This is a genomic window from Oceaniglobus roseus, from assembly GCF_002869745.1.
GTDB lineage: Bacteria > Pseudomonadota > Alphaproteobacteria > Rhodobacterales > Rhodobacteraceae > Oceaniglobus > Oceaniglobus roseus.
Window position 1 is genome coordinate 1 of the sequence record NZ_PNOS01000006.1, and the last position, 13562, is coordinate 13562.

Genomic DNA, 13562 nt, shown 5'->3' on the forward strand with positions numbered 1-13562 from the left:
CGATGTAGCTGAGCAGGCAGAGCGCCAGCGCGGCGAGCCACTGGAGGGGATGCATGGCGCGGGCGGCCCCGGCGAGATCGGCGAGCGCCGGCGCCTCGGCGCGGTCGAGGAACGCCGCGACCAGCAGGGCCGCCGCCACGAGCGGCGTCGCCTGGCGCAGGATCAGCGCGACCGTCCGTCCCCGCGGGGACGCGGCGACGCGCGCCACCCCCGCCCGCATGATCTGCCTGCGCCCCATGTCCCGTTCCTTTCCCTGCACCGGGGCGGGGGATAGGGGAGGCGCGGACAAGGGCGCGTTAACAGCTCGAATGCGCAGCAAAAAGGGCGCCGTCCGGACCGGAGGGCGCCCCTGCTGGCGGAGAGGGCGTCAGGCGCCCCCGATCACTCGCGGATCTCGGTCATCAGCTGCGCCTTGGCCTCGGCCATCAGCTCGACCATCTTGGTGCGGATCGTCCTCTCGTCGGCCCTGTCGCCGAGATCGCCCGAGACCTTGCGGTAGACATCCTCGTCCCCCGCCTCCTCGAAATCCGACTTCACCACCTCGCGGGCGTATTCGGCGGCGTCCTCGCCCGTCTTGCCCATGAGACCGGCCGCCCAGAGGCCCAGCAGCCGGTTGCGGCGCGCCTCGGCCTTGAACTGCATCTCGGCGTCGTGGGCGAACTTGTTCTCGAAGGCGTGCTCGCGGTCGTCGAAAGTTGACATCTGGATTCCTCTGTTGAACGCGGGGTCCATCTGGATATGCCCTTGACGGGTCCACGGAACAAGAGGGTGTTCTTGTCTGCCCCCGCGCAATGTCCTATAGGGCGGTCAAACGCGCGTGGCCGCCCGCCCCGCGCCGAAAGCTATTGGAGCGCCCATGGCACGTCGCAAGAAGATCTACGAAGGCAAGGCCAAGATCATGTACGAAGGCCCCGAGCCCGGCACGCTTGTCCAGTACTTCAAGGACGACGCGACCGCCTTCAACGCCGAGAAGAAGGCGACGATCGAGGGCAAGGGCGTGCTGAACAACCGCCTGTCCGAATTCTTCATGTCCGGCCTGACGCAGGTCGGCATCCCGAACCACTTCATCAAGCGGCTCAACATGCGCGAGCAGCTGATCCGCTCGGTCGAGATCATCCCGCTCGAGGTGATCGTGCGGAACTTCGCGGCCGGCTCGATCTCCAAGCGCCTCGGCATGGCGGAGGGCACGCCGCTGCCCCGGCCGATCGTCGAGTTCTGCTACAAGGACGACGCGCTGGGCGATCCGCTGGTCAGCGAGGAGCACATTATCGCCTTCGGCTGGGCCAACCAGCAGGACCTCGACGACATGATCGCGCTGGCGCTCAGGGTCAACGACTTCATGTCGGGCGTCATGCTGGCGGTCGGGATCAAGCTGGTCGACTTCAAGATCGAGATCGGGCGGATCTGGGAGAACGACTTCCACCGGCTGATCGTGGCCGACGAGATCTCGCCGGATTCCTGCCGGCTGTGGGATATCGAGACGGGCCGCAAGCTGGACAAGGACGTGTTCCGCCGCGACCTCGGCTCGCTTGCCGATGCCTATACCGAGGTCGCGCGGCGACTGGGCGTGCTGCCCTCCAACGTCACCCACGCGCCCAAGCCGACCCTCATCAACTGAGGGCCGGCCGGGCTTTTCGAGTATTTTTGCAAAGAAGAAGCAGGGGTCCGGGGCATGAAGGCACGGGTGCATGTGATGCTTAAGGACGGCGTTCTGGATCCCCAGGGCGAGGCGGTGCGCCATGCGCTCGGCACGCTGGGGTTCGCGGGCGTCGAGGGCGTGCGGCAGGGCAAGGTGATCGAGCTGGACCTGGCCGAGGGCACCGAGGAGGCGACCGTGCGCGAGATGTGCGAGAAGCTGCTCGCCAACACGGTGATCGAGAGCTACCGGGTGGAGATGCTCTGAGGTGCGCGCGGCTGTCCTGAGGGCCTTCAACAGCGACCTGTCGATCGAGGATGTCCCCGACCCGGCCTGCCCCGAGGACGGGGTGGTGCTGAAGGTGCTGGCCTGCGGCGTCTGCCGGTCCGACTGGCACGGCTGGAGCGGAGAGCATCCGCGCATCAAGCCCGGCCAGATCGGCGGCCACGAATACTGCGGCGAGGTGGTCGAGGCCGGTCCGCGGGCGCGTCACCGGGTGGGCGAGGTTCTGGTCGCGCCCTTCATCCTGGCCTGCGGCGCCTGTCCCGCCTGCCAGTCGGGCCACCAGAACACCTGCCCGAACCAGCGCCTGCCCGGCTTTGCCGAGCCGGGGGCCTTCGCCGAATACGTCGCGGTGCCGTTCGACCACAACCTCTCGCCGCTGCCCGAAAGCCTGTCGCCGGTGGTGGCCGCCGGGCTCGGCTGCCGGGTCACGACCGCCTGGCACGCGCTGACGGGACGGGCGGCGGTGCAGCCCGGCGAATGGCTGGCGGTGCACGGCACCGGGGGCATCGGGCTGGCCGCGCTGATCCTCGGACGCGCGCTCGGGGCGCGGGTCGTGGTGGTCGACGTGGTGGCCGAGAAGCTGACCCATGCGCTGGGTCTCGGGGCCGAGGCGGCGGTGAACGCGAGGGACGGCGATGTCGCGGCGCGGATCCGCGAGATCACCGGCGGCGGCGCCCATGTCAGCGTCGAGGCTCTGGGCATCGCCGAGACCACCAACGCCTCCATCGCCTGCCTGCGCCCGCTTGGCCGCCACGTGCAGGTCGGGATGCCCGTGGGGCATACCGCCTGGATGGAGATCGACATGAACACGGTCTACATGAAGAACCTCGCGCTGTTCGGCACCCGCGGGATGCCGTCGTGGCGCTTCCCCTCGCTCCTGAGCCTGATCGAGGGCGGGCGCGTCGACATGCGCCCGATGATCGCGCGCGAGATCGCGCTGTCCGAGGTCGGCCGGGAACTCGCCGCCTTCAACGGCCCGACGCCGCCCGGTGTCGCCGTCGTCACCGATTTCGCCCATTGACCGAAGGAGCAGCAGGATGAAAGCCGCCGTCATCGTCTTTCCCGGGTCGAACTGCGACCGCGACATGGCCGTGGCCTTCCGCGCCGCCGGGGCCGAGGTGTCCATGGTCTGGCACAAGGACACGGGCCTGCCCGAGGGCACCGACATCGTCGGCATCCCCGGCGGCTTCTCCTTCGGCGACTACTTGCGCTGCGGCGCCATCGCCGCCCGCTCGCCCATCTGCCGCGCGGTGGTCGAACATGCCGGGCGGGGCGGCTATGTGCTGGGGGTCTGCAACGGGTTCCAGGTGCTGACCGAGACGGGGATCCTGCCCGGCGCGCTGATGCGCAACCGCGGGCTGACCTACATCTGCCGCACCGTCGGGCTGAAGGTCGCGACGACCGACAGCGCCTTCACCTCGGGCTATGCGCCGGGGCAGGAGCTGCGGATCCCGATCGCCCATCACGACGGCAACTACACCGCCGACGACGCGCTGGTGGCGCGGCTGAGGGACGCGGACCGGGTGGCCTTCACCTATGCCGACAACCCGAACGGGTCGGCCGGGGACATCGCGGGCGTGCTGTCGGAGAACCGCCGCGTGCTCGGCATGATGCCCCACCCCGAGCGGGCCGCCGACCCGGCCCTTGGCGGGACCGACGGGCGGGCCCTGTTCGACGCCCTCGCCGGGGTGATGGCCGCGGCGTGACGCTTGAGCGCGGACGCGGCGCGGCGTAGTCTGTGGCGATGGACGAGCCGTCTTCCGAACCCCTGCCGAAACCCCTGCCGCGGCCGCTGCGCCGCTGGCGGCTGAGGATCCTGTTCGTCACGCTGGTGGTGATCGCCCTGGCGGTGGTGTGGATCACCAATGCCTTCCTGACCGAGCGCTTCACCGAGAGCACGCGCAACCGGGCCGAGGTGCGGATGGCGCTGTATATCGGCAACCTGCGCAGCGAACTGCAGCGCGCCTCCATCGTGCCGCTGCTGCTCAGCCGCGACCCGGCGCTGATCGGGGCGCTGAACTCGGGCGACTATTCCCAGTCGACGCAGCGCCTGATCTCCTACCGCGACGAGATCGGCGCGGCTTCGCTGCTGCTGCTGGACAAGGACGGCAAGGCCGTCGCCTCGACCGACCGCGAGAACCTCGGCTCGAACCACGCCGAGAAGGTGTATTTCACCGATGCGATGAACTCGGCCGACACGGTGTTCACCACCGCGCGCACCGATGCCGGCGGCTTCCGCTTCTCCTATTCCCGCAAGATCGTCTCGGGCAACGACACGACGGGGGTGATCGTCGTGGGCGTCGACCTCGCCAAGTTCGAAAGCAGCTGGGCCGGCTTCTCGGACGCCGTCTTCGTCACCAACAGCGAGGGCACGATCATCCTGTCCACCGAAAGCCGCTGGCGCGGCCGCACGGAGGACGAGGCGCTGTCGGTCCGTTCGGCCCCCACGGCGATCGAGCGGGCGCTCCAGGCGACCGCCGACTGGGCGGCGCTGCCCCCCGACGCCTATCTCCTCGGCGAGGCGGTGATGCGGCAGGAGGCGCGGATCCCGTTCCAGGGCTGGCGCATGGCGACCTTCACCACCTTCGCCTCGGTGCGCGAGCGGGTGAACGGCGTGCTGGCGCTGGAGATCATGGGCTTTGCCCTGCTGATGGCCGCGGGCTTCTACCTCGTCAGCCGCAAGGCGCTGTCGCGGGTGCTGCTGTTCCAGCGGGAATCGGCGGAGCTTCGCCAGTTGAACATGGCGCTCCAGCGGGAAATCGCCGAACGCCAGAAGGCCGAGAAGAACCTGGAGGTGGCCGAGCAGACAGTGGCGCAGACCTCGAAGCTGGCCGTGCTGGGCGAGATGTCGGCGGCGGTCAGCCACGAGCTGAACCAGCCGCTGGCGGCGATGAAGACCTATCTCGCGGGGGCCCGGCTGCTGCTGAAGCGCAAGCGGCCCGACGAGGCGCTGTCGAGCTTCGCGCGGATCGACGACCTGATCGACCGCATGGGCGCCATAACCCGGCAGCTCAAAAGCTATGCCCGGCGGGGCTCGGAAGCGTTCGAGCCCATGGACCTGCGCTTGTCGGTCTCGGCCGCGCTGGCGATGATGGAGCCGCAACTGAAGCAGCGCGACGTCGAGATCGCCAAGTCCCTTCCGCGGATGCCGGTCTGGGTGAGGGGTGACCGGCTGAGGGTCGAGCAGGTGATCATCAACCTGCTCAGGAACGCGCTCGACGCCACCAAGGACCGTCCGCGGGCGAAGATCGAGATCCTGCTCGCCGCCGGCACCGTGGCCTCTCTCAGCGTGCGGGACAACGGCACCGGCATCGCCGATCTCGACCATCTGTTCGAACCGTTCTACACGACGAAGGCTCCGGGCGACGGCGTCGGCCTGGGGCTCGCGATCTCTTCGGGGATCGTCGCGGACCTCGGCGGGCGGCTGACCGCGCGGAACGGACGCGAGGGCGGGGCTGTATTCGAGATGCAGCTTCCCATCTTGGAAGACCAGGTGAAGGCAGCGGAGTAGGAAGAATCCATGGCCCAGGCTATGAAGATCGCCATCGTCGACGACGAGAAGGACATGCGGCAGTCGATCAGCCAGTGGCTGGCCCTGTCCGGCTTCGACACCGAAAGCTTCGCCAGCGCGGAAGAGGCGCTGAAGGTGCTGGGCGCCGATTATCCCGGCGTCGTTGTGACCGACATCAAGATGCCCGGGATGGACGGCATGGCCTTCCTGAAGCGGCTGATGAGCCTCGATTCGGGGCTGCCCGTCATCATGATCACCGGCCACGGCGACGTGCCGATGGCGGTCGAGGCGATGCGGGTCGGCGCCTTCGACTTCCTCGAGAAGCCGTTCAATCCCGACCGGATGACCGAGCTGGCCAAGAAGGCGGCCCAGGCGCGGCGGCTGACGCTGGACAACCGCGCGCTGCGCCGCGAACTGTCGGACGGCACGGGGATCATGAAGAAGGTCATCGGCACCTCGCCGGTGATGGAGCGGCTGCGCGAGGACATCCTCGATCTCGGGCAGGCCGACGGCCACGTGCTGATCGACGGCGAGACGGGGACCGGCAAGACGCTGGTCGCCCATGCGCTGCACGCGGTCGGCGCGAAGCCGGGGCGCAAGTTCGTGATCCAGTCCTGCTCGGCCCTCGATCCCGACGCGATGGCGGCGAAGCTGTTCGGCAGCTCCGGCGACGACGGGCAGATGCCGCTGCTGGAGGAGGCGCGGGGGGGCACCCTGGTGCTCGAGGACATCGACGCGCTGTCGATGCCGCTGCAGTCGCGGCTCCTGACCTGGATGAACGAGCAGGGGACCCCGGCCGAGACGCGGATCGTCGCGATCTCGAACCTGCAGGAACAGGGCAAGACCTGCGAGGACGTGCTGCGCCCCGACCTCTACTACCGCCTGGCCGCGATGAAGCTGACGATTCCGCCGCTGCGCGCGCGGGGCGAGGACATCCTGACGCTCTTCGCGCGCTTCTCGGAGCAGTTCGCCGACGAATACGGCTGCGACGCCCCCGAGATCTCGGCCCAGGAGGCCGCGCAGCTGCTGCAGGCGCCCTGGCCCGGCAACATCCGCCAGCTGATCAACGTGGCCGAGCGGGCGGTGCTGCAGAACCGGCGGGGAACCGGCACGATCTCGTCCCTGCTGATGGCGGATTCCGACGAGAGCGAACCGGGGATGACGACCGAGGGCAAGCCGCTGAAGGAATATGTCGAGGCGTTCGAGCGGATGCTGATCGACAACACGATGCGGCGCCACAAGGGATCCATCGTCAACGTGATGGAAGAGCTCTGCCTGCCGCGCCGGACGCTGAACGAGAAGATGGCGAAGTACAACCTGACCCGTTCCGATTACCTGTAGGGGCGAGGGGCAGGATGGGTGATATCACCCATCCTACGTCCTCCGGAATCAACCGCAGGTTGCGGGCTGCAGATGCCGCAATCGCGGGTGCGCGGCAGGGCGGTGCCAAGATAGTCGTTGTATTTGCCCGCGGGACGCCGTTACTATGAGAAACGGAAGTATGTTTCGTGACACGCAGGGCGTGCCGTGACAGTTCCGCGAAGAGTTTCACTGCTTCGACCCGTCGGCCCTTGAAAGGTGCCGTCAGGCCCGTTCGGCCGGGGTCGACGCATGCTGATGGGCCGCAAGGCCGACCGAATGCCCGTGTGCCTGGAAAGGCCGGGTTTGTAATGGGCGCCCTTCGGGGCGTCGGAGAAGAAACGCGATGACGCGCGACCGGATCGAAGGGCAGGGGACAGCGGGCGCAAGCCCTGCCGGATCCATGCCCGCGGTCGGCCGTCTCGCCCCCAACAGAAAACACCCGCTGATGCCACCTCCGACCGGGGGCGGCCTTCGCGCGGTGCGAGACAGAAAACCATGCCAAAAAAGATGCTTATCGATGCCACCCACACGGAAGAGACCCGTGTGGTGGTCGTGGACGGAAACAAGGTCGAGGAGTTCGACTTCGAATCCGAAAGCCGCCGACAGCTTGCCGGCAACATCTACCTTGCCAAGGTAACACGGGTCGAACCCTCGCTGCAGGCGGCCTTCGTCGATTACGGCGGCAACCGCCACGGCTTCCTCGCCTTTTCCGAGGTGCACCCCGACTACTACCAGATCCCCGTCGCCGATCGTCAGGCGCTGCTGGCCGAAGAGGCCGCCTATGCCAAGGCGCAGGAGGAGGAGGACGAGAAGCCGCGCCGCCGGTCGCGCAGCCGCGGCGCGTCTCGTCCGAAGGCCGAGGAGGCCGCCAACGGCGATGCCGTCGCCTCTGCCGACCCGGCCGAGGCGCCGCGCAAGTCGATCGCCGGCATGGATGTCGTCGACCTGGATGACGACGAGGACCGCGACGGCCGGTCCGACGAGGAGGGCAGCTCGCCCGTCGACCGCGTGGCCGAGACCCCGGTCGAGACGCCGGAGTCCGACGATGACGACGACGCGGCCGAAAGCGCCGCGGACCGCGACGACGAGATCGAATCCGTCGCCGAGGAGGACGTCTCGGAAGAGATCCGCCGTCCCGCCAAGCCGCGGGTGCGCAAGTACAAGATCCAGGAGGTCATCAAGGTCCGTCAGATCCTGCTGGTGCAGGTCGTCAAGGAAGAGCGCGGCAACAAGGGCGCCGCGCTGACCACCTATCTCTCGCTCGCCGGGCGCTATTGCGTGCTGATGCCGAACACCGCCCGGGGCGGCGGCATCTCGCGCAAGATCACCAACGCGGCGGACCGCAAGAAGCTGAAGGAGATCGCCAGCGGGATCGACGTGCCCCACGGCGCGGGCCTGATCATCCGGACCGCCGGCAGCCAGCGCACCAAGACCGAGATCAAGCGCGACTACGAATACCTCCAGCGCATGTGGGAGCAGATCCGCGAGCTGACGCTGAAGAGCATCGCGCCCGCCAAGATCTACGAGGAGGGCGACCTCATCAAGCGGTCGATCCGCGACCTCTACAACCGCGACATCGACGAGGTCTGGGTCGAGGGCGCCGAGGGCTATCGCACGGCCAAGGACTTCATGAAGATGATCATGCCGTCCCACGCCAAGAACGTGAAGCTCTACCAGGACCAGATGCCGCTCTTCGCGCGCCACCAGGTCGAATCCTACCTCTCGGGCATGTTCAACCCGACCGTGCAGCTGAAATCCGGCGGCTACATCGTGATCGGCGTGACCGAGGCGCTTGTGGCCATCGACGTCAACTCGGGTCGCGCGACCAAGGAAGGCAGCATCGAGCAGACGGCGCTGAACACCAACCTGGAAGCGGCCGAGGAGGTGGCGCGGCAGCTGCGCCTGCGCGACCTTGCCGGTCTGATCGTGATCGACTTCATCGACATGGAGGAGCGCAAGAACAACGCCGCCGTCGAGAAGCGCTTCAAGGACAAGCTGAAGACCGACCGGGCGCGGATCCAGGTCGGCCGCATCTCGGGCTTCGGCCTGCTGGAGATGTCGCGCCAGCGCCTGCGCCCCGGCATGATCGAGGCGACGACCCAGCCCTGCCACGTCTGCCACGGCACCGGGCTGATCCGCTCGGACGACAACCTGGCGCTGAACATCATCCGCCAGCTGGAAGAAGAGGGCGTGCGCAAGCGCAGCAAGGAGGTGCTGGTCAAGGTGCCCGTCGGCATCTGCAACTTCCTGATGAACCAGAAGCGCGAGCACATCGCCAACATCGAGGCGCGCTATGGCATGTCCGTCCGGATCGAGGCCGAGCCCTCGCTGATCTCGCCCGACTTCACGATCGAGAAGTTCAAGACCGCGACGCGGGTGGTCGAGCAGGTGCTGCCGGTGGTCTCGGTCGACGCCTCGCACATGGCCGATGACGACGAGGACGATATCGAGGTCGACGAGTCCGAGGCGCCGGAAGCCGAAGAGGCCGCGCCCGCCGAGGCGAAGGAGGAGCGGCCGGCCCGCGACGAGGACGGCGAGGGCCAGCCGAAGAAGCGCCGCCGCCGCCGCCGCCGCCGGAAGTCCGGCAACCGCGACGAGCAGGGCGCGCAGGACAACGGCAACGGCCAGGACGACGACCGCGAGGGCGACTCTGAAGCCGACACCGACTCCGGTACCGAGTCCGACACCGATGGGGCGGAGCAGGGCGGCGAGGTGACGGCGAAGCCGAAGCGCAGGCGCAAGGCGGCGCCGGTCGAGGCGGAAGCGCCTGCCGGGACCGCGGAAGCGGCGCCGGACGCCCCCGCCGAAGCGGCCGCGAGCGAAGAGGCGTCCGAACCCGTCGCGGAGGAGGAGGCGAAGCCGCGCAAGCGGACCCGCACCCGCGCCGCGGCCAAGCCGCGCAGCCGCAAGAAGGCGGAGCCTGCCGCCGAGACCGAAGAGGCGGCCCCCGCCCCGGAGTCGGCCGAAGCCGCCGCATCGCCGGAGCCCGCGGAAGCCGCCGCGCCCGCACCCGCAGAAACCGCTCCCGAATCCGCAGCGGAACCGGAGGCGGCATCCGCCGAGGCCGAGGCCACGCCGGAACCGGCCATGGCCGAGGCGCAGGAGCCGGAGAACACCGCCGAGAAGCCGAAGCGGCGCGGCTGGTGGTCGCTCGGCCGCTGACGGCCGACCGTCGCAGGATGCAGGAAAGGCGCCCCCCGGGGCGCCTTTTTCTTGCGCCCTCCCTGCCTGCGTGCCGGAATTTGGCGCTTTCAGGCGGCCCGCAAGGCCGCGCGGCCGGCATTTCCGGACCCGCGGGGTTCACAGGTGGAGACGTTCTTGCTACAGGAACCCCTTCCATAAGTCGCGCGCGGGACATGAACGGTCTTTCGTGGGGGAGACCCCCGGGAACCGGGTTCCGAGCATTGCATTGACCCGGGGTCAACGCATCGGGCGACCAGAACAAGAAGAGGGATCGAACGTGACAGACACATCCATGCCCCCCGGAATTCCCGAACCGGAGGGGTCATCCAACCTGATCGACACCGATTACGAGATCGGTCAGAACAACGTCGAAGGCTCGCTGGGACCGCTGGGCTTCGACATCCACAATCCCGTGTTCCTGGTCTCGGCGCTCAGCATCATCGCCTTCGTCTTCTACGCGCTGGTGTTCCACGACCAGGCCGCCGCCGCCTTCGGCGCGCTGCGCCCCTGGCTGACCAGCACCTTCGACTGGTTCTTCATGAGCGCGGCCAACATCTTCGTCGTGTTCTGCCTGCTGCTGATCGTCACGCCCTACGGCAGCGTCCGGCTGGGCGGAACCGAGGCCACGCCGGACTACAGCTATGCCGGCTGGTTCGCGATGCTGTTCGCCGCGGGCATGGGGATCGGGCTGATGTTCTTCGGCGTGCTCGAACCCGTCTACCACATGGCGGTGTCGCAACCGCTCGGAACGCCCTCGCCCTTCGACGCCGACGGCAACGTGATCGAGGCGAACGTTGCGATGGCCCGTGACATGGGGCTGGCCGCCACGATCTATCACTGGGGCCTGCACCCGTGGGCGATCTATGCCGTCGTCGCGCTAGCGCTGGCGCTGTTCAGCTACAACAAGGGCCTGCCGCTCACGATCCGCTCGGCCTTCTACCCGATCCTCGGCGAGAGGGTCTGGGGCTGGTGGGGCCACATCATCGACACGCTGGCGGTGTTCGCGACGCTGTTCGGCCTGGCCACCTCGCTTGGCTTCGGGGCGCAGCAGGCGGGCGCGGGGCTGGAGTTCGTCTTCGGCATCGGCAACTCGATCAACCTCCAGGTGGTGCTGATCACCGGGATCACCGCGGTCGCCCTGGTGTCGGTGCTGCGCGGTCTCGACGGCGGCGTGAAGGTGCTGTCCGAGATCAACATGGGCCTCGCGGCGCTTCTGCTGCTGTTCGTGCTGTTCGTCGGCCCGACGCTCGCGATCCTCACCGGCTTCGGCGAGGGGCTCGTCACCTACGCGAAGGAGCTGCTGCCGCTCTCCAACCCCGTGGGCCGGGAGGACGACAGCTATCGCCAGGGCTGGACGGCCTTCTACTGGGCCTGGTGGATCAGCTGGTCGCCCTTCGTCGGCATGTTCATCGCCCGCGTCAGCCGCGGCCGCACGGTGCGCGAGTTCGTGACCTGCGTGCTGATCATCCCCTCCATCGTCTGCGTGCTGTGGATGGCGGTCTTCGGCGGCACCGCGATCGAGCAGGTGTTCACCAACCCCGACAGCCTGGTGAAGGCCAACGTGATCGACAGCTATTCGCCGGAACTGTCGCTGTTCGGGATGCTGGCCGACCTGCCGCTGGCCTCGATCACCTCGGTGCTCGGCATCGTGCTGGTGATCGTGTTCTTCGTCACCTCGTCGGATTCCGGCTCGCTCGTCATCGACACGATCACGGCGGGCGGCAAGGTCGACGCGCCGGTGCCGCAGCGCGTGTTCTGGTGCGTGTTCGAGGGCGCAGTGGCGATCACGCTGCTTCTGGGCGGCGGGCTTGCCTCGCTCCAGGCCATGGTGATCTCGACCGGGCTGCCCTTCACCATCGTCCTTCTGGCGATGTGCGTGGCGATCTGGAAGGGGCTGTCCAGCGAACGCCGCTGAACGCCTTACCCGTGACACCCGACAGGCGGCGCCCCCGTGGCGCCGCCTGTTTTCGTTTCGGGCGTCGCACCTCTTCTGGCGGGAGTGTTTCCGGCGGGAATGGGAAGGGTCCGGCCGGTGCCAGGTGCGCGGTGGTATGCCGCGTCCGACTTGACCGGGGGCCTCGCGCCCTAGCTCCACGGCAAGGCCGGCGGCGCCCGGCACGGCAATACCGAGGTGCAAGATGGCCGACGACTCCCCGATCCTCCTGTGGTTCCGCCGCGACCTGCGGCTGGGCGACCACCCCGCGCTGTCCGAGGCCTGCGCCTCGGGCCGCCCGGTGATCCCGGTCTTCCTGCTCGACGAGGTGGTGGAAGCCCAGGGCGCCTGCCCGAAATGGCGGCTGGGCCTCGGGGTAGGGGCGCTGGCGCAATCGCTGGAGGAGAAGGGCGCCAAGCTGATCCTGCGGCGGGGCAAGGCGCTCGAGACCCTGCGCGCGCTGGTGAAGGAGACGGGGGCGGGGGCGGTCTGGTGGTCGCGGCTCTACGATCCCGACGCGGTGAAGCGGGACAAGGCGGTGAAGGAGGGGCTGAAGGACGACGGCATCGACGCGAAGAGCTTCCGCGGCCACCTGCTGTTCGAGCCCTGGGACATCGAGACCAAGAGCGGCGAGTTCTACAAGGTCTACACCCCGTTCTGGCGCAACGCGAAGGATCACGAGGTCGCCGCCACCCTGTCCGCGCCGAAGAGCATCGTGGCGCCGAAGACCTGGCCGAAGAGCGACGCCCTGGACGACTGGAGCCTCGGGGCCGCCATGGACCGGGGTGCGGCGGTGGTGGAGCCGTTCCTGAACGTCGGCGAAAGCGCGGCCACCGGACGGCTTGCGGCCTTCATCGGCCACAACATCGAAAGCTACGACGCGGCGCGCGACCGCCCCGCCATGGAGGGCACCAGCAAGCTGTCCGAGAACCTGACCTACGGCGAGATTTCCCCGCGCGCCTGCTGGCACGCCGGACGGCGCGCGCTGGAGGAGGGCAAGAAGGGTGCCGAGACCTTCCTGAAGGAGCTGGTCTGGCGCGAGTTCGCCTATCACCTCGTCTATCACACGCCGCGCCTGACCTCGGGCAACTGGCGCGAGGAGTGGGACGCCTTCCCCTGGAACGAGGACGAGCGGCGCGCCGAGGTGAAGGCGTGGAAGCAGGGCCGCACCGGCATCCCCTTCGTCGATGCGGCGATGCGCGAGCTCTACGTCACCGGCCACATGCACAACCGCTCCCGCATGATCGTGGCGAGCTACCTGACGAAGCACCTGATGTGCCACTGGCGGATCGGCCAGAAATGGTTCGAGGACTGCCTGATCGACTGGGATCCCGCCTCGAACGCACTCGGCTGGCAGTGGTCGGCCGGGTCGGGGCCCGACGCGACGCCCTATTTCCGGGTGTTCAACCCGGTGACCCAGCTCGACAAGTTCGACAAGGACCGCGCCTATGTCGACCGCTGGATCGCCGAACGCTCGGACAATCCCGGCAAGGACGCGCTGGCCTATTTCGAGGCGATTCCGCGGTCGTGGAACATGGCGCCGGACGATGACTATCCCGAGCCGGTGGTCAGTATGGACGAGGGACGCAAGCGCGCCCTTGATGCCTACGAGAACCGCGATTTCTGAGCGGCGGGGGGCGGGGTCACGAAAG

The 13562-nt window shown here is 68.3% G+C and carries 11 protein-coding genes; 9 read left to right on the top strand and 2 right to left on the bottom strand.

What is annotated here, in order from left to right; translation table 11 throughout:
• Both A7B20_RS04545 and A7B20_RS04550 read right to left on the bottom strand, forming a co-directional pair.
• Positions 1-238, bottom strand: a 238-nt coding sequence (locus A7B20_RS04545; RefSeq protein ID WP_157937595.1) for a hypothetical protein, incomplete at its 3' end; no start/stop codon positions are given.
• A 143-nt stretch (positions 239-381) separates the two neighbouring features.
• Positions 382-702: a DUF1476 domain-containing protein gene (locus A7B20_RS04550; protein ID WP_102107380.1), complete on the bottom strand. Its 321-nt coding sequence runs from the start codon at positions 700-702 to the stop codon at positions 382-384.
• A gap of 154 nt (positions 703-856) precedes the next feature.
• Here A7B20_RS04550 and purC point away from each other — a divergent pair, with 154 nt between their 5' ends.
• The 9 genes from purC (at position 857) to A7B20_RS04595 (ending at position 13537) form a co-directional block, all read left to right on the top strand.
• Positions 857-1618 (top strand): phosphoribosylaminoimidazolesuccinocarboxamide synthase, encoded by a 762-nt coding sequence (purC, locus tag A7B20_RS04555; RefSeq protein ID WP_102107381.1) that lies wholly within the window; start codon positions 857-859, stop codon positions 1616-1618.
• 54 nt (positions 1619-1672) lie between these two features.
• Positions 1673-1903 (top strand): phosphoribosylformylglycinamidine synthase subunit PurS, encoded by a 231-nt coding sequence (gene purS, locus A7B20_RS04560; protein ID WP_102107382.1) that lies wholly within the window; start codon positions 1673-1675, stop codon positions 1901-1903.
• Between the two features lies 1 nt (position 1904).
• On the top strand, positions 1905-2942 hold the full coding sequence (locus A7B20_RS04565) for a zinc-binding dehydrogenase (RefSeq protein WP_102107383.1): 1038 nt from the start codon (positions 1905-1907) through the stop codon (positions 2940-2942).
• Positions 2943-2958: 16 nt separating this feature from the next.
• Entirely contained in the window at positions 2959-3627 is a 669-nt protein-coding gene (gene purQ / locus A7B20_RS04570; protein WP_102107384.1) for a phosphoribosylformylglycinamidine synthase subunit PurQ, read from the top strand.
• A 38-nt stretch (positions 3628-3665) separates the two neighbouring features.
• Complete coding sequence (locus A7B20_RS04575) at positions 3666-5432, top strand: sensor histidine kinase (RefSeq protein ID WP_102107385.1); 1767 nt, start codon at positions 3666-3668, stop codon at positions 5430-5432.
• 9 nt (positions 5433-5441) lie between these two features.
• Positions 5442-6773: a sigma-54-dependent transcriptional regulator gene (locus A7B20_RS04580; RefSeq protein ID WP_102107386.1), complete on the top strand. Its 1332-nt coding sequence runs from the start codon at positions 5442-5444 to the stop codon at positions 6771-6773.
• 516 nt (positions 6774-7289) lie between these two features.
• Complete coding sequence (locus A7B20_RS04585) at positions 7290-9956, top strand: Rne/Rng family ribonuclease (protein ID WP_172960964.1); 2667 nt, start codon at positions 7290-7292, stop codon at positions 9954-9956.
• Positions 9957-10269: 313 nt separating this feature from the next.
• Positions 10270-11892 (top strand): BCCT family transporter, encoded by a 1623-nt coding sequence (locus tag A7B20_RS04590; protein WP_102107388.1) that lies wholly within the window; start codon positions 10270-10272, stop codon positions 11890-11892.
• Positions 11893-12115: 223 nt separating this feature from the next.
• Positions 12116-13537: a cryptochrome/photolyase family protein gene (locus A7B20_RS04595; RefSeq protein WP_102107389.1), complete on the top strand. Its 1422-nt coding sequence runs from the start codon at positions 12116-12118 to the stop codon at positions 13535-13537.
• Positions 13538-13562 lie beyond the last annotated feature (25 nt).

Coding starts and splice junctions, on each gene's coding strand:
- A7B20_RS04585 (WP_172960964.1), top strand. CDS start 7,290: ATGCCAAAAAAGATGCTTATCGATGCCACCCACACGGAAGAGACCCGT.
- purQ (WP_102107384.1), top strand. CDS start 2,959: ATGAAAGCCGCCGTCATCGTCTTTCCCGGGTCGAACTGCGACCGCGAC.
- purC (WP_102107381.1), top strand. CDS start 857: ATGGCACGTCGCAAGAAGATCTACGAAGGCAAGGCCAAGATCATGTAC.
- A7B20_RS04590 (WP_102107388.1), top strand. CDS start 10,270: ATGCCCCCCGGAATTCCCGAACCGGAGGGGTCATCCAACCTGATCGAC.
- purS (WP_102107382.1), top strand. CDS start 1,673: ATGAAGGCACGGGTGCATGTGATGCTTAAGGACGGCGTTCTGGATCCC.
- A7B20_RS04575 (WP_102107385.1), top strand. CDS start 3,666: ATGGACGAGCCGTCTTCCGAACCCCTGCCGAAACCCCTGCCGCGGCCG.
- A7B20_RS04595 (WP_102107389.1), top strand. CDS start 12,116: ATGGCCGACGACTCCCCGATCCTCCTGTGGTTCCGCCGCGACCTGCGG.
- A7B20_RS04550 (WP_102107380.1), bottom strand. CDS start 702: ATGTCAACTTTCGACGACCGCGAGCACGCCTTCGAGAACAAGTTCGCC.
- A7B20_RS04580 (WP_102107386.1), top strand. CDS start 5,442: ATGGCCCAGGCTATGAAGATCGCCATCGTCGACGACGAGAAGGACATG.